Origin of the sequence: Massilia sp. WG5, assembly GCF_001412595.2 — a bacterium.
Lineage (GTDB): Bacteria > Pseudomonadota > Gammaproteobacteria > Burkholderiales > Burkholderiaceae_D > Telluria.
The window spans coordinates 260,265-278,777 of the sequence record NZ_CP012640.2; the positions used below are offsets into that span (position 1 = coordinate 260,265).

Annotated in this window: 13 protein-coding genes; 9 read left to right on the forward strand and 4 right to left on the reverse strand. The window is 67.9% G+C overall.

Features of this window, described 5'->3' with window-relative positions; translation table 11 throughout:
- Window positions 1-25: 25 nt before the first annotated feature.
- Window positions 26-448, reverse strand: a complete 423-nt coding sequence (locus AM586_RS01220) for an HAD hydrolase-like protein (RefSeq protein ID WP_047825015.1) — start codon at window positions 446-448, stop codon at window positions 26-28.
- A 104-nt stretch (window positions 449-552) separates the two neighbouring features.
- On the opposite strand from AM586_RS01220, the gene AM586_RS01225 reads away from it, so the two are divergent.
- Entirely contained in the window at window positions 553-1,500 is a 948-nt protein-coding gene (locus AM586_RS01225; RefSeq protein ID WP_047825016.1) for a LysR family transcriptional regulator, read from the forward strand.
- A gap of 85 nt (window positions 1,501-1,585) precedes the next feature.
- The gene (locus AM586_RS01230; RefSeq protein WP_082439583.1) at window positions 1,586-4,297 is read left to right on the forward strand and encodes an EAL domain-containing protein; all 2,712 of its coding nucleotides are present in this window, start codon (window positions 1,586-1,588) and stop codon (window positions 4,295-4,297) included.
- 24 nt (window positions 4,298-4,321) lie between these two features.
- Here the strand turns inward: AM586_RS01230 and pstS are convergent, their stop codons facing one another.
- Window positions 4,322-5,365 (reverse strand): phosphate ABC transporter substrate-binding protein PstS, encoded by a 1,044-nt coding sequence (gene pstS / locus AM586_RS01235; protein WP_047825017.1) that lies wholly within the window; start codon window positions 5,363-5,365, stop codon window positions 4,322-4,324.
- 234 nt (window positions 5,366-5,599) lie between these two features.
- Here pstS and AM586_RS01240 point away from each other — a divergent pair, with 234 nt between their 5' ends.
- On the forward strand, window positions 5,600-6,127 hold the full coding sequence (locus tag AM586_RS01240; RefSeq protein ID WP_109370404.1) for an SDR family oxidoreductase: 528 nt from the start codon (window positions 5,600-5,602) through the stop codon (window positions 6,125-6,127).
- A 58-nt stretch (window positions 6,128-6,185) separates the two neighbouring features.
- Here the strand turns inward: AM586_RS01240 and AM586_RS01245 are convergent, their stop codons facing one another.
- Window positions 6,186-7,970 (reverse strand): alpha/beta hydrolase, encoded by a 1,785-nt coding sequence (locus AM586_RS01245; RefSeq protein ID WP_082439584.1) that lies wholly within the window; start codon window positions 7,968-7,970, stop codon window positions 6,186-6,188.
- A gap of 233 nt (window positions 7,971-8,203) precedes the next feature.
- Here AM586_RS01245 and AM586_RS01250 point away from each other — a divergent pair, with 233 nt between their 5' ends.
- From AM586_RS01250 to AM586_RS01275, 6 genes are all read left to right on the forward strand, one after another.
- Complete coding sequence (locus AM586_RS01250; protein ID WP_052233939.1) at window positions 8,204-10,330, forward strand: GGDEF and EAL domain-containing protein; 2,127 nt, start codon at window positions 8,204-8,206, stop codon at window positions 10,328-10,330.
- Window positions 10,331-10,431: 101 nt separating this feature from the next.
- On the forward strand, window positions 10,432-12,399 hold the full coding sequence (locus AM586_RS01255; RefSeq protein WP_052233940.1) for a TonB-dependent siderophore receptor: 1,968 nt from the start codon (window positions 10,432-10,434) through the stop codon (window positions 12,397-12,399).
- Between the two features lie 19 nt (window positions 12,400-12,418).
- Entirely contained in the window at window positions 12,419-12,979 is a 561-nt protein-coding gene (locus AM586_RS01260) for a YfiR family protein (protein WP_047825018.1), read from the forward strand.
- A 2-nt stretch (window positions 12,980-12,981) separates the two neighbouring features.
- Window positions 12,982-15,411, forward strand: coding sequence for a response regulator (locus AM586_RS01265; protein ID WP_052233941.1), 2,430 nt, complete (start codon window positions 12,982-12,984; stop codon window positions 15,409-15,411).
- Between the two features lie 3 nt (window positions 15,412-15,414).
- Window positions 15,415-16,272, forward strand: a complete 858-nt coding sequence (locus AM586_RS01270) for a CPBP family intramembrane glutamic endopeptidase (RefSeq protein ID WP_047825019.1) — start codon at window positions 15,415-15,417, stop codon at window positions 16,270-16,272.
- Window positions 16,273-16,559: 287 nt separating this feature from the next.
- A complete protein-coding gene (locus tag AM586_RS01275; protein ID WP_047825020.1) occupies window positions 16,560-17,450 on the forward strand; it encodes a universal stress protein in 891 nt (296 codons plus the stop codon).
- A 22-nt stretch (window positions 17,451-17,472) separates the two neighbouring features.
- On the opposite strand, the gene AM586_RS01280 is transcribed toward AM586_RS01275, so the two are convergent.
- The gene (locus AM586_RS01280; protein WP_047825021.1) at window positions 17,473-18,396 is read right to left on the reverse strand and encodes a LysR family transcriptional regulator; all 924 of its coding nucleotides are present in this window, start codon (window positions 18,394-18,396) and stop codon (window positions 17,473-17,475) included.
- Window positions 18,397-18,513: the final 117 nt, after the last annotated feature.

An 18,513-nucleotide genomic window follows, 5' to 3' on the forward strand; every position in this document is an offset into this window, starting at 1 on the left:
CCGGATGGAAAACGCGGCCGCCTGCTCAGTGGCGGACGACGGTGAGGGTCCTGCGTTTCGGCTCGCGGCCGGCCGGTACGCCGATCCTGGCCGTGCGCGCAGCGGCGATCGCATGCGGCGAACCGGTGACGGCCAGCACCTCGTCGGGCGGCACACCCATCTGGTTCAGCACCACGGAATAAGGGGCCTTGTGGCCGCGTTCCTTGAAGTCGGCGCCGGTCAGCACCACCGAAAAGATGTGGTGCGCGGTGTCGCCGAAGCGGCGGCGCAGCTGCTGCTCGGCCTGGCGGTAAGGGAGTTCCGAGATCAGGGCGCAGGGCAGGCCGTGTTCCACGGCTTCGTCCAGCAGGCGGTCGACATCCAGGCCGGCAGGAGCTTCCGGCGCGTGGCCGGCCGCCTGTACGCCAGGGAATGCGGATAAGTCGAAGATGAGCGCTTGTGCCGTCATGATGAGCTCCTTTTCTGAACTGTTGTCGCGGGATGGCTTTACTATACGGCCGAGCAAGATAAAATAAAAATAAATAATTTTCGAAAACCGATAAGTAAAAGCTTATGTATCCAGCCAGCTTCAAGCAATTGCAGGCGCTCGTGCTCGTGGCGCGCCACCAGAGCGTTTCGCGCGCCGCGGAGGCGATGCACGTGACCCAGCCCGCCGTTTCCCTGCACCTGAAACAACTGGAAGAGGCGTCCGGCGTGCCGCTGACGCGCCGCCAGGGCCGCAACATCCAGATGACGGCGGCCGGCGAACTGCTGGTCGGCTACGCCGAACGCATTCTCGGCCTGTGGGAAGAGGCGGGCGACGGGATCGCCGCGCTGAAGGGCGTGACCAGCGGTACCCTGCGCATCGGCGCCGTGATGACGGCCGAACACCTGCTGCCGCCGATGCTGGTGCGCTTCACGACGGGCCGCCCGCACGTGCGCATCAAGCTGCAGGTCGGATCGCGCCCCGAGGTGATCGGCATGCTGAGCCGCGACGAGATCGACCTCGCCATCATGGGGACGCCGCCGCGCGAATTCCCGACCAGCGCCAGCCGCTTCGCGCGCCACCCGATGGCCTTCTTCGTCGCGCCGGGACACCCGCTGCTGAAGAAGGCGGCGCCGACGCTGGCCGACATCGCGGACGACAACCTGCTGGTGCGCGAGCGCGGTTCGGGCACGCGCGCCGCCATCGAGCGCCTGTACGAGGACGCGGGCATGCCGCTGGCGATCGGCTCCGAGCTGTCGAGCAACGAGGCGATCAAGCAGATGACGGCCGCGGGCCTCGGCGTGGCCTTCCTGTCCGTGCACGCCTGTACGCTCGAGGTGAGGAACCGGCTGCTCAGCGTGCTGCCGGTGCCGGGCGTCGTGGTGCAGGGCGACTGGTACGTGATGCACAAGGAGGCGCGTGGGATTCCGCGGGTGGCCGGCTCGTTTCATGAATTCATGGTCGAGCATGGGCAGCAGGTCATTTCCGACGAACTGGAAAGCATGGCCTGGCCCGCAAGCCCGCCGGCCGGATAGTTCAGGGGACGGGTGCGCACGGCAGCACTGCGGGCAAGGTGTATGCTAGCCGGGCTCCCCCTGTATTTTCCGAGGATGGGTCAGAATGCCCTTACACTCTGCCCGTAAGTTGCGCCGCGGTCTGCTGGCGCTCGCGATCGCGCTGCCGGTGCTGTATATCTTGTCTGCCGGCATTGCAATCATGCAAGACTACCAGTCGACGATCGGCAAGGCCGAGTCCGAAATGCGCAGCATCGCCGCGACGCTCAACGAGCACGCCGTGCGCACCTTCGGCGAAGCGGACAGCCACGTCAGTGCGGCGGCGGCCGAGATCCAGCGCCGCGCGCTGACGCTCGACGACCAGGCCGGCCTGCACGAGATCCTTGCCGCTGCGATCCAGGATCTTCCCATGGCCAGCGGGTTCTCGGTCACCTCGCCGGATGGCATGATGCGCGCCAGCGCCTCGCGCTATCCGATGCAGCCGATCGACAACCGCGACCGCGAGTATTACGCCTACCTGGCTTCGCACCACGACACCGGCATGCACATTTCCCGCCCGGTCAAGTCGCGCACCACCGGCAGGTGGAGCGTTCCGATCGCGCGCCGGCTCGACAATCCGGACGGCTCCATGAAGATGATCGTCAGCCTCGGCGTCGACATGGCCTATTTCGACCGCTTCTACCGCAGCCTGCAGCTGGGCGAATATACCCGCCTGCTGCTGGTCAGGCGGGATGGCTGGGTGGTGATGGAAACGCCGCTGGCGGCCGACGTGATGGGACGTAACCTGGCGCGCACGCGGCTGTTCCGCAGCCTGCAGAGCGTGCCGACCGGTTCCTTCATCAACGACCGCAGCGTGACCGACGGCAGTGCGCGGGTGATCGGCTATGCCAGCTACGCCCAGTCGCCGCTGGTCGCCGTGGCGAGCGCGCGGCGCGACGAGGTCCTGCAGCCCTGGGTCACGCGCAGCTGGCAGTTCGCCGGCCTCGGCGCCCTGTCCACGTTCCTGCTCCTGATGCTGCTGCGTTTCGTGTGGCGGCGCCTGGCCGACCTGGAAGCGGCCCAGCTTGGCCTGGCAAAGCGCAACGACGAACTGGACGCCGCGCGCCGGCGCTTCCAGGAGCTGGTCGATGGCATCGACGGTGTCGTCTGGGAAGCGACCCTGCCGGAATTCCGATTCACCTATGTCAGCGGCAACGCCGAAGCGATCTCTGGCTACAAGGCCGACGCATGGGTGGACGACCCGCACTTCTGGCGCGACAAGCTCAGCACTGGACTGGATGGCAAACCGGTCGAAGCGGCGCTGGCCGTCGGCGGGCCGAGCCTGTTCAAGCCGATGGAACACCGTATCCTCCGGCCCGACAAGAGGGAAATTTGGCTTCGAAGCAACATCATGTTGGCCGGCACCAGCGGCGGGACCTTGCACGTCCGCGGCGTCACGATCGACATCACGCGCCAGAAACAGTCGGAACTGCAGCTGTTCCAGGCGATCCACCTCGATCCCCTGACCAAGCTCCCCAACCGGCATGCGCTGGCCGACAGCATCGAGCACGCCTTGACGCTGGCGCAGCACAATCACGCGGGGGTGGCGATCCTCCTGATCGACGTCGACAATTTCAATATGCTGAACGACAGCCTGGGACATGGGCCGGGCGACGAGGTGCTGGTCGAGATCGCCGAGCGCCTGCGCGGCTGCATCGGGCCGGCCGGCACGCTGGCGCGGATGGGCGGCGACGAGTTTGCCGTGGTAATGGAGGAGGTGGACCATGTCGCCTTGCGGGTCGAGCAGCTCGCCGAGCGCATCAACGCAGCGCTCGAGCGCAGGATTCCGGTCGAGGGCCGCGAGCTCTACGTGACGGTCAGCATGGGCATTTCCCTGTTTCCGGCGGACGGAACAGATGCGCAGACCCTGCTGCGCAATGCCGATACCGCCCTGTACCGGGCCAAGGCCGCCGGCCGCAACGGCTGGCAATTCTTCGACAGCTCGATGGCGCGCCAGGTCGAACACCGGCTGGACATGGAAACCGCGCTCCGGCACGCGATCGAGCATGACGAGTTCAGCCTGTTCTACCAGCCGCAACGCTCGCTCAAGGGGGGGCACATCGTCGGCGCCGAAGCCCTGGTGCGCTGGGACCGCCCGGGGGTCGGCATGGTGCCGACCCAGGAGTTCATCAACCTGGCCGAGGACAGCGGATTCATCGTTGCGCTGGGCAACTGGGTGCTGAGGGCGGCCTGCCGCCAGGCGATGGACTGGAGCCGCGCCGGCCTGAAGCTGCGGATCGCCGTCAATGTGTCCATGGTGCAGCTGCAGCAGACCGATTTCGTAGAGCAGGTGCGGTATGCGCTTGCCCTGTCGGGACTGCCCGCACATTGCCTCGAACTGGAGATCACCGAGGGAGCGCTCGCGGCCGACGTCGTGGACGCCCTCGACAAGCTGCGCCAGATCAAGGCGATGGGCGTGGAACTCGCGGTGGACGACTTCGGCACCGGTTACTCGTCGCTGTCCTACCTGAAGCAGATGCCCTTCGACCGCCTGAAGATCGACCAGAGTTTTGTACGGGACATACCGGGCAGCGCGGATGGCTGCGCGATCGTGCGCACGATCCTGGCGATGGCGTCCAACCTGAACCTGCAGGTGATTGCCGAAGGCGTCGAATCGACGGAACAGCTGGATTTCCTGCGCGCCGAAGGCTGCCAGGAAATCCAGGGCTACCTGCTGTCGCCGCCGATCAGTCCCGACAGCTTCATTGCGCGCTTCCTGACTGCCGGGCGAGCGCCCGAACCGGTGCCGGCAGGCCGGGCCCGCACCATCGGGCGCTAGGCCTGCCGCGATTCGCCGGCCGGCTTACCAGACCGCCTTGCCCGCGCCATCCTTCAGATTGTTCTTCCAGGCGGCTTCCACCAGCTTGGTGACCGAATCCGGCATCGGCACGTAGTCCAGTTCGGTGGCCGCGCCGGCGCCGTTCTTGAAGGCGTAGTCGAAGAACTTCAGCACTTCCTTGCCCTTGGCGGCGTCGCCCTGCGACTTGTGCACCAGGGCGTAGGTCACGCCGGTGATCGGCCAGGCGGCCTTGCCCGGCTGGTCGGTCAGGACCACGCCGAAGCCCGGCGCCTTGACCCAGTCGGCGTTGGCGGCGGCGGCCTTGAAGGCGTCGTCGTCCGGCTGCAGGAAGCTGCCGTCGTGGTTCTTCAGCTGGGTGTGGCTCAGCTTGTTCTTCTTCGAATAGGCCCACTCGACGTAGCCGATCGAACCCTTGATGCGCTGGACGTTGGCGGCGACGCCGTCATTGCCCTTGCCGCCCACGCCGGTAGCCCATTTCACGGCGGTGCCGGCGCCGATCTTCGACTTGAAGTCCGGGCTGGTCTTCGACAGGTAATCGGTGAACAGGAAAGAGGTGCCCGAGCTGTCGGCGCGGTGCACGACGGTGATGTCCTCGGCCGGCAGCTTCACGCCCGGGTTCAGGGCGGCGATGGCCGGGTCGTTCCACTTGGCGATCTTGCCGAGGTAGATATCGGCCACGACCGGACCGGTCAGCTTCAGCTGGCCCGGCTGCACGCCGTCCAGGTTCACGATGGTGACGACGCCGCCCATGATGGTCGGGAACTGCATCAGGCCGGCTTCGTTCAGCTCCTCGAGCGACAGCGGCATGTCCGAGGCGCCGAACTCCACGGTCTTGGCCTTGATCTGCTTGATGCCCGCGCCCGACCCGATCGACTGGTAGTTGAGGCCGTTACCGCTGGTCTTCTTGTACATTTCGGCCCACTTCGAGTAGATCGGGTAGGCGAAGGTCGAACCGGCGCCCGTGATGTCCACAGCCAGGGCCGCGGTGCTCGCGAAGGTAGCCGAGGTGCCGATGATGATGGTTGCCAGCAGGTGCTTCATGCGCATATCAAGCCTTTCAGGTTATAAAAATGTTCGAGAAGCGCAGTGTATGGAAGAAAAATAACAGCTTGATGACATCGATTTTCCGGGTCCGCGCCATGCGCGCCACCGCTTTGATCGCGATCAAATCTCCCGTACAGGCGCCGCTCCTGGCGCCGCGGGCCAGGTCTGACGGACGTAGCAAAGAGCAAGGAGGCGGCATGGGACGGATGGCGGTAGTGACGGGCGGCACGCGCGGGCCTGGCCGGGCTCACCCAGGCCCTGGGTCCGGCGGAGATTTTGGTCAACAATGCCGGCGTCACCGCCGATGCCGCTTTCCACAGGATGGGCAAGGAGCAGTGGTGGCGGGTCGTGCGCACCAACCTGGGCTCGGTGTTCAATATGAGCCGCCTGGTGATCGAGGGCATGCGCGAGCGGCGCTTCGGGCGTATCGTCAACATCAGTTCGATCAACGGGCGCAAGGGACAGGCGGGCCAGTGCAACTATGCGGCGGCCAAGGCCGGCATCCTCGGCTTCACCAAATCGCTGGCGCTGGAGAATGCCGGCGACGGCATCACGGTCAATGCCGTCGCGCCGGGCTACTGTGACACGCCAATGGTGGCCGCCGTGCGGCCCGAGGTCCTGCAGGGCATCGTCGCCGGCATTCCGGTCGGGCGGCTCGGCATGCCGGAAGACATCGGGCGGGTGGTCGCCTTCCTGGCCGACGACGCCGCCGGCTTCATCACGGGCGCGACCTTCGACGTGAACGGCGGACAGTACCTGGCGTGAGCCCGGGCCTGCGGCCATGCGCCATCAGCACCGGCAGGGCCGCTTCAGGCCGGCAGGTTCATGGCTGCAGCACGTAGGTGCCGGGCGCGTCGCCGAGGCTGGGCGCCGGCGCGGGCGGCGCCGTCATCGGGCCGGCATGGCGCGCCAGCCAGGACTCCCAGGCCGGCCACCAGCTGCCCTGGCGCTCTTCGGTCGCGGCCTGCCAGCTCTCGGGGTCGACGTAGCGGCCGTCGTGGGCATGGGTAGCGATCTGGTAGCTGCGCTTTGGCGTGCCGGGCGGCGACACCACCCCCGCATTGTGCCCGCCCGAGGTCAGCAGGAAGGTGACGTCGGTGTCGCTCAGGGGCACGACCTTGTACACCGAGCGCCACGGCGCCACGTGGTCGGTGAGGGTGCCCACCGCGAAGACCGGGATGTGGATGTCGGTCAGGGCCACCGGCCGGCCGTCGACGATGTAGCGCGAGCTGGCCAGGCTGTTTTTCAGGAACAGCTTGCGCAGGTACTCCGAGTGCATGCGGTAGGGCATGCGGGTCGCGTCCGCGTTCCAGGAAGCGAGGTCGTTGTCCTTGTCGGGAATGTCGAGCAGGTAGTGGCGCAGGCGGCGTGACCAGATCAGGTCGCTCGAACGCAGGAGCTGGAAAGCGCCCGCCATCTGGCGCGTGTCGAGGTAGCCCTGCTGCCACATCACGGCTTCGAGGAAGGCGACCTGGCTGTCGTCGATGAACAGCGACAGCTCGCCCGGCTCGGTGAAGTCGACCTGGGCCGCCAGCAGGCTCATGCTGGCCAGGCGGTGGTCGCCGTCGCGCGCCATCGCCGCCGCCGCGATCGCCAGCAGCGTGCCGCCGATGCAGTAGCCGCAGGCGTTCACCTTCGGGGCGCCGGTCTGGGCGACGATCGCGTCGAGCGCCGCCATGATGCCGAGACGGCGGTAATCGTCGAGCGAGAGTTCGCGGTCCTCGGCCTCCGGGTTCTTCCAGGACAGCACGTAGACGGTGTGGCCGTGCCCGACCAGGTAGCGCACCAGCGAATTCTCCGGCGACAGGTCGAGGATGTAGTACTTCATGATCCAGGCCGGCACGATCAGCAGCGGCACGGCGTGCACCTGCGGCGTCTGCGGCGCGTAGCGGATCAGTTCGACCAGGTGGTTCTGCAGTACCACGCTGCCTGGCGTGATGGCGACCTCGCGTCCCGGGCGGCAGCTGACCTCGGGTGCGCCGCCGGTCAGCGCCCGCCGCGCGTCGCCGGCGGCGCGCACCGTTCCGCGCACGAGATTCTGGCCGCCGCTGGACAGCGTCGCCTGCTGCGCCACCGGGTTGGTGGCGATGAAATTCGACGGCGCCACGCCATCCAGGAGCTGGCGCGTCATGAAGGTCACCACATCGCTGTGATGCGGCGAGACCCCGCGCACGCCGGTGGTGGCGCGGTGCCACCATTGCTGGGCGAGCAGGAAGCCCTGGCTGAGCTGGTTGTAGGGCCAGGTGTGCCAGAGCGGATCGGAAAAACGCTTGTCCTGGGCCAGCGGGCGCACCGGTTCGTCGGCCGTGCCGAGCATGGCGCTGGCGCTGTAGTGCAGCCAGCGCTCGGCGTTGGCTGCAGCCTGTACCGTCAGTTCCATCTGCTTGGCCGGCGACAGCAGCAGGTGTGCGCCCCAGTCCTGCCAGGCCGCCGCCAGTGCGGCGGGGGAGATGTAGCCGGTCAGCCGGCCCAGCCAGGCGTTCACGGCCAGGTCGATCTGCGCATGTTCGGGGCTGGCCTCGGGATACTGGTGGCGCCAGGCGCCGCCTTGCCAGGCGCTGGCGTCGCGCCGCTGCTCGCTGGCCGGGATGTCGGAGCGGATGTTCATGCGTGGTTCCCCGTGGAGACTCATTGGGCTTGCATCACTCTAAGGCAGGGGGATGTCCAGGGCCAGTGGCACACTTGATGTGCGTCAAAAGGCGCCAACAATTCGCGCTGCCGCCGACGCTGTGCAGGGCCGCGGCGCCGGGCCGTGCGCCGTATCGCGCTTGCCGCGCTGTGCGCGCGGCGTTCGTGCTAGGCTGTGCATCTCGTCGACCAAGCCGTTTTACGCCTGCGCTCATGGACTCTTCGATTGCCGCGGACATCCGGCGGCACTTCGACGACCTGCTGGAACACTTGCCGGCAGGGGTCGTCGTGCATGATGCCGATGGGCGCATCCTGTCGGCGAACCGGCTCGCCTGCGAACTGCTCAAGCGGAGCCCGGCGCAGCTGAAGGACACGGCCCCCACGGCGGCCGCCTGGACCTTCATCCGCTCGAACCGGCAGCCGATGCCGCCGGAAGAGTTTCCTGTGAACGTGGTCCTGCGCACCGGCGACAAGGTCTCGCAGGTGGTCGTCGGCATCCCGGCGACGGAACAGGAAGCGGAACGCTGGCTGATCTGCAATGCCTATCCGGAATTCGACGACGCTGGAGAGTTGTCCCGGGTCGTGGTGTGCTTCACCGACTGCACCGCCCTGAAGCGCGCCAAGCAGCGACTGCAGAAATCCGAGCGGCGCCTGCAACTGGTGCTGCGCGGCTCCAGCGATGCGTCATGGGATGTCGACCTGGTCAGCGGCGAAGTCTATTACTCGCCGCGCTGGTGGAGCATGCTCGGCTACGAGCCGAATGCGCTGCCCGCCGACGGCGAGCTGTGGTTGAGGCTCACCCATCCGGACGACCGTACGCGGGTCGAAGCCTTCATGCGCGAACTGCTGCTGTCGCGGCGCGAGAGCTACGGCATCGAATTGCGGCTGCGGCACCGCGACGGCCACAACGTCCCGGTGCTGTCGCGCGGCTATGTCCTGCGCCGTTTGGACGGCCGGCCGCTGAGGATCTCGGGAACGAACACCGACCTGACCGAACGCAAGCAGGCCGAGCGGCGCATCTACGAGGCGGCCTATTTCGACCACCTGACCGGCCTGCCGAACCGCCGTTTCCTGATCGAGGAACTGGACAAGGTACTGGCGCGCAGCGACCGTTCCGGCCACCACGGCGCGCTGCTGTTCCTCGACCTCGACAATTTCAAGCTGCTCAACGATACCCTCGGCCACGACCTCGGCGATGCGCTGCTGCGCCAGGTCGCGCAGCGCCTGCGGCTCACGCTGCGCCACAGCGACCAGCTGGCGCGCCTGGGCGGCGACGAATTCGTGATCGTGCTCGAGGAACTGGGCGCAGCCCTGGGAGAGGCGGTGACGGAGGCGAAGCACGTGGTCGAGAAGCTGCTGGCGGCCTTCGAACAACCGTTCTACCTGTCCGGGCGCCTGATCCTGAGCACGCCAAGCATCGGCATCGCGCTGTTCGAGGGCAGCGCGGCCGGCATCGAGACCCTGCTCAAGCAGGCCGACCTGGCGATGTACAAGGCCAAGGCGGAGGGTCGGAACACCGCGCGCTTCTTCGATCCGGGCATGCAGTCGGCGGCCGACCGCCAGGCATCGCTGGAGAGCGCGCTGCGCCGCGGCGTGAAGCGGCACCAGTTCGTGCTGTACTGCCAGCCGCAGTTCAGCGGCCACGGACACCTGGTCGGCGCCGAAGCCCTGGTCCGCTGGCGCCGCGAGGACGGCGTCCTGGTCAGCCCGGGCGAATTCATCGGGCTGGCCGAATCGACCGGCCTGATCCTGCCGCTCGGGCAGGACGTCCTCGAACAGGGCTGCCGCGCGCTGGCGCGCTGGAGCACCGACCGCGCGCTCTCCAGGTTGAAGCTCGCGGTCAACGTCAGCGCGCGCCAGTTGCGCGACGCCGAGTTCCCGCAGACCGTGGCCGCGATCCTGGCCGGCACCGGCGCACCGGCCGACCGGCTGTGCCTGGAGCTGACGGACAGCGCGTTCGCCGGAAACCTCGGCGAGATCGTCGAGCGCATGCGCGAACTGTGCGGGCAGGGCGTGTGCTTCTCGCTGGACGATTTCGGCACCGGCTATGCCTCGCTCGCCTGCCTGAAGCGGATCCCGCTGGCGGCCCTGAAAATCGACCGCTCCTTCGTGCACGACGCCCATGTTGACCCGGAAGCAGCGCCCATGGTGCAGGCCATCATCGCGCTGGCGCACACGCTCAATCTCGACATCGTCGCGAAAGGCGTCGAGCACGAGGACCAGCGCCGCTTCCTGGTGTCGGGGGGCTGCGGGGGGCTGCAGGGCAACCTGCTGGGGCCGGCGATGCCGATCGAGGACTTTGAACGTCTCTACAGCGCGTCCGGCATGGGACATGCATGAAGTTTCCATAAAGACACATGCTATGCTGCAAATATAAGTTTGTAACGTGCAAATTGGATAAGTTACAATGTCACGAGGAAATTACCGTCTGACTTGTAATCATGTCCAGCCCCCACAAGATTTACCCGGCCCCGGCCGGCTCCGGCGGCATCCGTTTGCGCACACTGGTACGTTGCCTGGTCCTGACCACGGCAGCGGCGGCCGCGCATGCGGAGACGCTTTCTTCCGAACCCCGGGATCTCGGCGACCTGAGCCTGGAAGAGCTGGCGAATATCCAGGTCACCTCGGTATCGCGCCGTCCGGAATCGCTGTCGGATGCGGCCTCGTCGATCTTCGTGATCACCGGCACCGACATCCACCGCGCGGGCGCCACCACGCTGCCGGAAGCCCTGCGACTGGCGCCCAACCTGCAGGTGGCGCGTGTCGATGCGCGCAACTATGCGGTCACGGCGCGCGGCTTCAGCAGCGCCTTCGAGAACAAGCTGCTGGTCCTGATCGACGGTCGCACCGTGTACTCGCCGCTGTTTTCCGGCGTGTACTGGGACGTGCAGGACGTGGTGCTGGAAGACGTCGAGCGCATCGAGGTCATCAGCGGCCCGGGCGCCACGCTGTGGGGCGCGAATGCGGTCAACGGCGTCATCAACATCATCACCAAATCGGCGGCCGCCACCCAGGGCACGCTGATCACCGCCGCCGGCGGCAAGGACGAGCGCAACGGCGCCGTGCGCTACGGCGGCGCGCTCGCCAACGGCGGCCACTACCGGGTGTACGGCAAGTACGCCGCCAACGACGACCTGAACACCGAAAAGGGCGTGCGTTCGTCCACCGGCTGGCACCGCCAGCAGGCCGGCTTCCGCGCCGACTGGGGCGACGCGGCGCGCAATGCCGTGGTCCAGGGCGATGTCTATGACGCCAGCCTGCACCAGCGCGGCACGGCCGACATCCAGGTGCGCGGCGCCAATCTGCTCGGACGCGTCAACCACAACTTTGCCGGCGGCTCGACCGCGACCGTGCAGATGTACTGGGACCACACCGAACGCGACCAGCCGCTCGCCTTCGTCGAACACCTCGACACCTTCGACCTGCAGCTCCAGCACTCGGTCGGCCTGGGCGAGGGCCACCGCCTGGTCTGGGGCGGCGGCTATCGTTTGGGACATGACCGCGTGCAGAACGGCGCCGCCTTCGGCTTCCTGCCCGGGACCCTGAACCTGCACTGGGCCAATTTGTTCGCCCAGGACGAGATGGCGCTGCGCGACGACCTGCGCCTGACCGCCGGGCTTAAGTTCGAGGACAACAACTACACCGGTGTGGAAGTCCTGCCGACCCTGCGCCTGGCCTGGAATCCGAAGCCGTCGACGCTGGTCTGGAGTTCGCTCTCGCGCTCGGTGCGCGCGCCATCGCGGATCGACCGCGATTTCTATTCGCCGACCGTGCCGGCGGTCGTCAAGGGCGTGCCCCAGTACGCGATCGCGGGCGGGCCGGATTTCGAATCCGAAGTGGCGAACGTGTTCGAACTCGGCTACCGCGCGCAACCCCTGCCGGCGCTGTCGTATTCGGCCACGGCCTTCTACGGTCGCTACGACAGGCTGCGCACCCTCGAGCCGAACCCGAACGGCACCGGTTCCGTGTTCCGCAACCTGGCGGACGGCCGCACCCGCGGCATCGAAGCCTGGGCCAGCTGGCAGGCCGCCAAGTCCTGGCGCGTCTCCGGCGGCGGCGTGGTGCAGCGGGTCGACACCGCCCTGGCTGCCGGCAGCAGGGACGCCTCCGGCGCGACCGGCCTCGCCACGAGCGATCCGAGCCACTACTGGATGCTGCGCTCTTCCTACGATGTCGCGGCCGGGCAGGAATTCGACCTGACGCTGCGCCACGTCGGCGCGCTGGAAAAGCCGGCCGTGCCATCGTACACGGCGGTCGACCTGCGTTACGGCTGGCGCATCCGCGATGGGCTGGAGCTGTCCCTAATCGGGCGTAACCTGTTCGATCCGCACCACGCCGAATTCGGCGCCCCGGGCGCGCGCAGCGACTACGAGCGCGCCGTTCTTCTCAAGCTGGTCTGGAACCTGTAAAGCCGTGCGAGACCGTCGAGTGTTTTTCCATCGCGCCCTCATCGCCCTGTGGCTCGGCGCGGCAGGCCTGAACATGGCAGCCCCGGCAGCGGCCGCCGGCACCGTCGTCGCCAGCGAGGAGCGGGTCGAAGCCGCCTATCTGCACAAGTTCCTGAATTACGCGGACTGGCCGCCGGCCTCCTTCCCGCAGGCCGATACGCCCTATGTGATCGGCGTCGCCGGCGACGATGCGGTGGCCGACGAACTGGCGCACATCGCCGCCGGGCGCAGCGTCAACAACCGCGGCGTGATCGTCAAGCGCCTGCTGCCCGGCGACGCGGTGAACGGGCTGCACATGCTGTTCGTCGGCCGCGGCGAGCGTGCCCGGCTGGCCCAGTGGCTGCACCAGGCCAAGGGGCGGCCGATCCTGACCGTGTCCGCCTTCGACGGCGCGCTGGAGCAGGGCAGCATCCTGAATTTCCGGGTCGTCGACGACCGCGTCCGCTTCGAGGTGTCGATCGACGCGGCCGAGCAGAGCGGCATCCACCTGAATTCCCGTCTTTTTAGTGTCGCCACGAACGTGGTAAAAGGAAACCGTTGATCATGTTCGGCGCCGTTCGACAATCCATCTCACGCAAGCTGGTGCTTGGGGTGCTGGTCACCACACTGACCACGCTGCTCATCGCCTGCGCCTCGATGCTGGTGCTGGACATCCATAATTACCAGACCGGCTGGGCCGGCGACCTGCGCGCGCAGGCCGACATCCTGGCCGAGGTCACCAAGCCGGCCCTCGAATTCAACGACACCAAGGTGGCGCAGGAAAACCTGCTGCAGCTGCGCGCCAGGCCGCTGATCGTCAGCGCCGCGGTCTACCGCGCGGACGGTTCGGTGTTCGCGTCCTACGGCAAGACCCCGCAGGACCTGCAGCGGGTGCCGAAACGCATGCCGCGCGCCGGCAACATGATCGACGGCGGCCAGATCGCCGTCGCCACGCCGATGCTGCGCAACGGCGACCTGGTCGGCACCGTCTACGTCGAAGCCGCATACCCGCTGATGGCCCAGGTGCGGCGCTACCTGACTATCCTCGGCGCCGTGCTGCTGGGCAGCCTGCTGATCGCCATGCTCATGTCGAGCTGGCTGCAGGCGGCGATCATCAAGCCCGTGCTGGCGCTGACCGCGGCGGTCGACCAGGCGATCCGCCGCCGCGACTTCTCGATACGCGTGCCGAAGACCACCGACGACGAAGTCGGGGTGCTGGTCGATGCGTTCAACGGCATGCTCGACGAAGTCGGCCAGCGCGCGCGCGAACTCGAGCAGTCGCACGCCCAGATGCGGCACGAGGTGGACGTCCGTATCGAGGCCGAGGAAGCGGTGCGGCAGCTGAACAATTCGCTGGAAGAGCGGATCCGCGAACGCACCACCGAACTGGAGAAGACCCACGCCCAGCTGCGCCAGTCGCAGAAGCTGGAAGCGATCGGCCAGCTCACCGGTGGCGTCGCGCACGACTTCAACAACGTCCTGCAGGTCATCGCCGGCAACCTGCAGCTGCTGCAGATGTCCCTGGCGGGCAATCCGGAGGCGCAGCGCCGCCTCGAGTCGGCGGCCTTCGCGGCCGACCGCGGCGCCAAGCTGTCCTCGCAGCTGCTGGCGTTCGCGCGCCGCCATCCGCTGCAGCCGGTGGCGACGAACATCGGCCGGGTCCTGCGCGGCATGGACGACCTGCTGCGCCGCGCCCTGGGCGAGTCGGTGCAGATCGAGACCGTGGTCGCCGGCGGGCTGTGGACTACCCTGGCCGACCCGCACCAGCTCGAGAACGTGATCCTGAACCTGGCCATCAATGCGCGCGACGCCATGCAGGGCGACGGCCGGCTCACGCTGGAACTGAACAACGCCATGCTGGACGATAACTACGTGCTGCACGAACCGGAAGTGACGGCCGGCCAGTACGTGATGCTGGCGATCTCGGACACCGGCTGCGGCATGCCGCCCGAAGTCATCGCGCGCGCCTTCGAGCCCTTCTTCACCACCAAGCGCGAAGGCGAGGGCACCGGCCTGGGCCTGTCGATGGCCTACGGCTTCGTCAAGCAGAGCCATGGCCACATCCGCATCTACAGCGAAGTCGGCAGCGGCACCACGATCAAGATCTACCTGCCGCGCTCGATGCAGCCGGAAGTCGAACTGCCGAACCTGCGCAACGCGCCGGTGCTGGGCGGCTCGGAAACCATCCTGGTGGTCGAAGACGACCTCGCGGTGCAGGCGACCGTGGTCGACATGCTGCAGGGCCTGGGCTATCGCGTGCTGAAGGCCAGCGACGGCCAGGGCGCGCTGACCATCCTGCAGAGCGGCATCCCGATCGACCTGCTGTTCACCGACGTCGTGATGCCGGGCCCGGTGCGCAGCATCGAGGTCGCGCGCCAGGCCAAGCAGATGTTCCCGGCCATCGAGGTCCTGTTCACCTCGGGCTATACGCAGAACGCCATCGTCCACGGCGGCCGCCTCGATCCGGGCGTGGAGCTGATCAGCAAGCCTTACCGCCGCGACGAGCTGGCGCGCAAGATCCGCCAGCTGTTCGCGTCGCGCAAGGTAGGCGCGGCCCCGGCTTCTCCCGCGCCCGCACCCGCCCCGGCGGCGCCGGCCGCGGGCGAGGAGCCGGGCCTGACCGTCACCACCAACCCGATGGCGATCCTGGTGGTCGAGGACAACCCGGACGCGCGCGCCATGCTGTCGGAGCTGCTGCTGATCCTCGGCCATGCGGTCGAAGGCGTGGGCAGCGCCGAACAGGCGCTGGAAGTCCTGGCGCAGAAGCGCTTCGACATCCTGCTGACCGATCATTCGCTGCCGGGCATGTCCGGACTCGAACTGGCGCGCAAGGTGACGGCGCAGGGATCCGGCATGAAGATCATCTTCTCGTCCGGCTACGGTGCGCCGGACACGCCCGACCTCGAGATCCGCCCGGCCTTCCTGCCAAAGCCCTTCACCCTGGCAGCGCTGCAGAAGGTGCTGGGCGAGGCGACCTGCGCGGACGGCGTGTAAGGCATGGAGGGCGCGTTCGCCGCCCTGGCCCTGGCGGTGCTGCTGCCGTGGGCCCCGCCGATTCGCGGCCGGCGTGACTGGACCTGGTGCGCGGGCCTGCTGCTGGCCTGCCTGGCCGGCCTGCTGTCGGGGGCGGTGGACTGGCGGGCGCCGGTGTCGGCGACGCTGTTCGCTGCGCTGGCCTGGCGCGCACGCGAGGCCCGGCAAAGCCGGCTGCGAGTGGCGCTGCTGGTACTGGCCGGCCTGTGCGCCTTCCTGTTCGCGCTGCACCGGGTGCCGGGTTTCCTCAATCCGGTGCTGGCGGAAGGCATCGTCTTTTCGAAGGGCGCCGCGCCGCTCACCCTGCGCCTGAATGTCGACACCGCGGTGGCGGGTATCGTGCTGGTGGGCGTGTTCTGCCGGCCGATCCGCAGCGTCGAAGAATGGCGCGCCATGCTGCGCCGGGTGTGGCCGGTGTCGGCGGCCACCCTGGTCGTCGTGCTGGGCATTGGCTGGGCGCTCGGCTATGTGCGGCCCGACCCGAAGTGGACGCCGTATTCCGCCTTCTTCCTGGCTTCCAACCTGCTGTTCACCTGCGTCACCGAGGAAGCCTTCTTCCGCGGCCTGCTGCTCGAGCGCGTGGCGCGCGCCATGGACCGCGGGCGCGCCGGCGCGGTGATCGCCACCGTGCTGAGCGCCGTGCTGTTCGGCCTGGCCCATGCGCGCGGCGGCGCGCCGCTGGTGCTGCTGGCGACCGTCGCCGGCCTGTTCTACGGCGCGGCCTACCTGAAGTCGCGCCGCATCGAGGGCGCGATCCTGACGCACTTCGCGCTCAACGCCGTGCACTTCCTGGCCTTCAGCTATCCGGCGCTGGCGCGCTGAAGCGGCGCCCGCGGTTGACGAAAAAAGCAGGAGGTATATACTCGGGCCGTCACCGACCAGCCAGGGGCATCGAGATGGACACATGCTCTGCCTTCCGTGCGCGCCTTGCGCACCTCGCCACGCGAGACATCGCCGGCCTTTTCTAGGCTCGGCGAGGTCCCGAACCTGCCGTTCCAGGACCTCCCGAGCACCCCGCCCGATCGTTCAATGAGCCGGCGCACGAGCGCGCCGGCGCCGTTTTCCGTCGACGTCCGGCCAGGGTATGCCTGGCCGTGGAGGGTCTTGTCATGCCGAAACCTGTCCTCGTGATCTCCGAATCCCCGCATCCGGTCGCCCACGCGGCCGCGCGCGCAGCGATGCTGGCGGCTGCGCTGCAATGCCGGCGCATGGAATTCCTGTGCGCGGCGCGCGGCGCCGGCACCCTGTGCAAGGGCATGGAGGAGGTGGAGCACGCCGGTGCGGCGGCGCAGCTGCGCTTCGGCGTCCACTGCTCGGCGCAATTCGATACCGGCGCGTTCCCGGCGGCCCTGATGCAGCGCGCGCTCGATGCCGATCCGCTGCTGATCGCGGCCGCCTGGCAGGCGCACGAATGGTGGCCGATCCTGCACAACTTCAACCTGCTGCGCGACGTCTCCCGTGCCAGCCTGACGCCGGTCCTGCTGGTGCGCCAGCCGGCCCGCAAGCCCTATGCGCACGCGGTGTTCCCGAGCGACTTCTCGCCCGACTCGCTCGACACCCTGCAAGCCGCGCTGAGACTGCTGCCGGCCACGCGCCTGACGATCGTGCACGCCTTCCACGTCCCCGGCGAAGGGCAGATGCGCGCCGCGCGCGTGCGCGACGAGGCGATCGGCGCCTGCCGGCGCAAGGCGGAGCTGGCGGCACAGGAAGCGTTCGCGGCGCTGGCCGCGCGACTGCAGCCGCATCCGGCCAGGCTGTCGCTGGTGTTGCTGCCCAGGCCCACCGGGCTTGCAGTCGCGGAATACGTCAACGCGGTCGATGCCGACATCATCGTCCTGTCAGGCAGCCAGCGCTGGCTGGTCGACGACTGGTCCTGGCAGCACCGCGCCCGCGAGCTGATCGAGAAGACCTCGAGCGACCTGCTGATGGTGACGCCGGCGAAACCGGGGCCCTGCAGGCTGGTGGGACTGGACCTGCTGGCGGACCGCTCGGAGGCATGAGGGCCCGGGGCGCGAGCGTGCTTCAGGCGCCGGCGGCCTGGCCGCGTTCCCAGTAGCCCGGCGTGTTGTAGATGCCCTTCAGGTAATCGACGAAATGCCGGATCTTGGCCGGCAGGTAGCGCTGCTGCGGATAGACGGCCTGGATCGGGTAGTCGACCACGGCGAATTCGTCCAGCACCGTGATCAGCTCGCCGCGCTTCAGCTCGGCCTGGATCTCCCAGGTCGAGCGCCAGCCGATGCCGAGTCCCTGCCTGACCCAGTCGTACAGCAGTTCGCCGTCGTTGCAGGCGAGGTCGCCGTCGACCCGCACCGCGAACAGCTTGCCGTCGCGCTGGAAGGTCCAGCCGCGCTGCTGGCCGCCCTGCAGGTTGAAGGCCAGGCAGTTGTGACGCGCGAGATCCTCGGGCTGGGCCGGCGTGCCCTTGCGTTCGAAGTAGGCCGGCGTGCCGCACACCACGCGGCGGTTCGGGAACAGCGGGATCGCGACATAGTTCGGGTCGAGCACCGCGCCGATCCGGATCGACATGTCGTAGCCCTCCCGCACCAGGTCCACCACGCTGTCGGTGAAGTTGAAGGACATCTTCAGCTCCCCGTGGATGGCGCGGAAGGCCGGCGCGTGCGGGGCCACGTGCGAGCGCCCGAAGGCCGCCGGCGCCGACACCACCAGGTGGCCGCGCACCGTGCTGCGTCCCTCGGTGATGCTGTTCTCGGTGATCTCGAAATCGCGCAGCAGCTGGCGGCAGGGCTCGAGGAACTGTTCGCCCAGCGCCGTCAGCGACAGGCCGCGCGTCGAGCGGTGCATCAGGCGCACCCCGAGCCGGCGCTCGAGCGCGTCCAGGCGCCGGCCCATCACCACCGGCGTCACGCCTTCGATCATGGCGGCGGCCGCGAAACTGCCTTTTTCCGTGACGAGCACGAAGCTGCGGATTTCCGTGTAACGGTCCATGCATCCTCCATTCAATACTTTAAGTATCGGCAGAGACAATAGTAGCAGCAATTCAACATTGCGGCGCTTGGGGCTATGCTGACTTCATCGATCCGATTCCAACCATCCAATGGAGGC

Excerpts from the sequence above, each read along its gene's own strand:
- AM586_RS01220 (WP_047825015.1), bottom strand. The coding sequence starts at position 448 with ATGACGGCACAAGCGCTCATCTTCGACTTATCCGCATTCCCTGGCGTA.
- AM586_RS01225 (WP_047825016.1), top strand. The coding sequence starts at position 553 with ATGTATCCAGCCAGCTTCAAGCAATTGCAGGCGCTCGTGCTCGTGGCG.
- AM586_RS01230 (WP_082439583.1), top strand. The coding sequence starts at position 1,586 with ATGCCCTTACACTCTGCCCGTAAGTTGCGCCGCGGTCTGCTGGCGCTC.
- pstS (WP_047825017.1), bottom strand. The coding sequence starts at position 5,365 with ATGCGCATGAAGCACCTGCTGGCAACCATCATCATCGGCACCTCGGCT.
- AM586_RS01245 (WP_082439584.1), bottom strand. The coding sequence starts at position 7,970 with ATGAACATCCGCTCCGACATCCCGGCCAGCGAGCAGCGGCGCGACGCC.
- AM586_RS01250 (WP_052233939.1), top strand. The coding sequence starts at position 8,204 with ATGGACTCTTCGATTGCCGCGGACATCCGGCGGCACTTCGACGACCTG.
- AM586_RS01255 (WP_052233940.1), top strand. The coding sequence starts at position 10,432 with ATGTCCAGCCCCCACAAGATTTACCCGGCCCCGGCCGGCTCCGGCGGC.
- AM586_RS01265 (WP_052233941.1), top strand. The coding sequence starts at position 12,982 with ATGTTCGGCGCCGTTCGACAATCCATCTCACGCAAGCTGGTGCTTGGG.
- AM586_RS01270 (WP_047825019.1), top strand. The coding sequence starts at position 15,415 with ATGGAGGGCGCGTTCGCCGCCCTGGCCCTGGCGGTGCTGCTGCCGTGG.
- AM586_RS01275 (WP_047825020.1), top strand. The coding sequence starts at position 16,560 with ATGCCGAAACCTGTCCTCGTGATCTCCGAATCCCCGCATCCGGTCGCC.
- AM586_RS01280 (WP_047825021.1), bottom strand. The coding sequence starts at position 18,396 with ATGGACCGTTACACGGAAATCCGCAGCTTCGTGCTCGTCACGGAAAAA.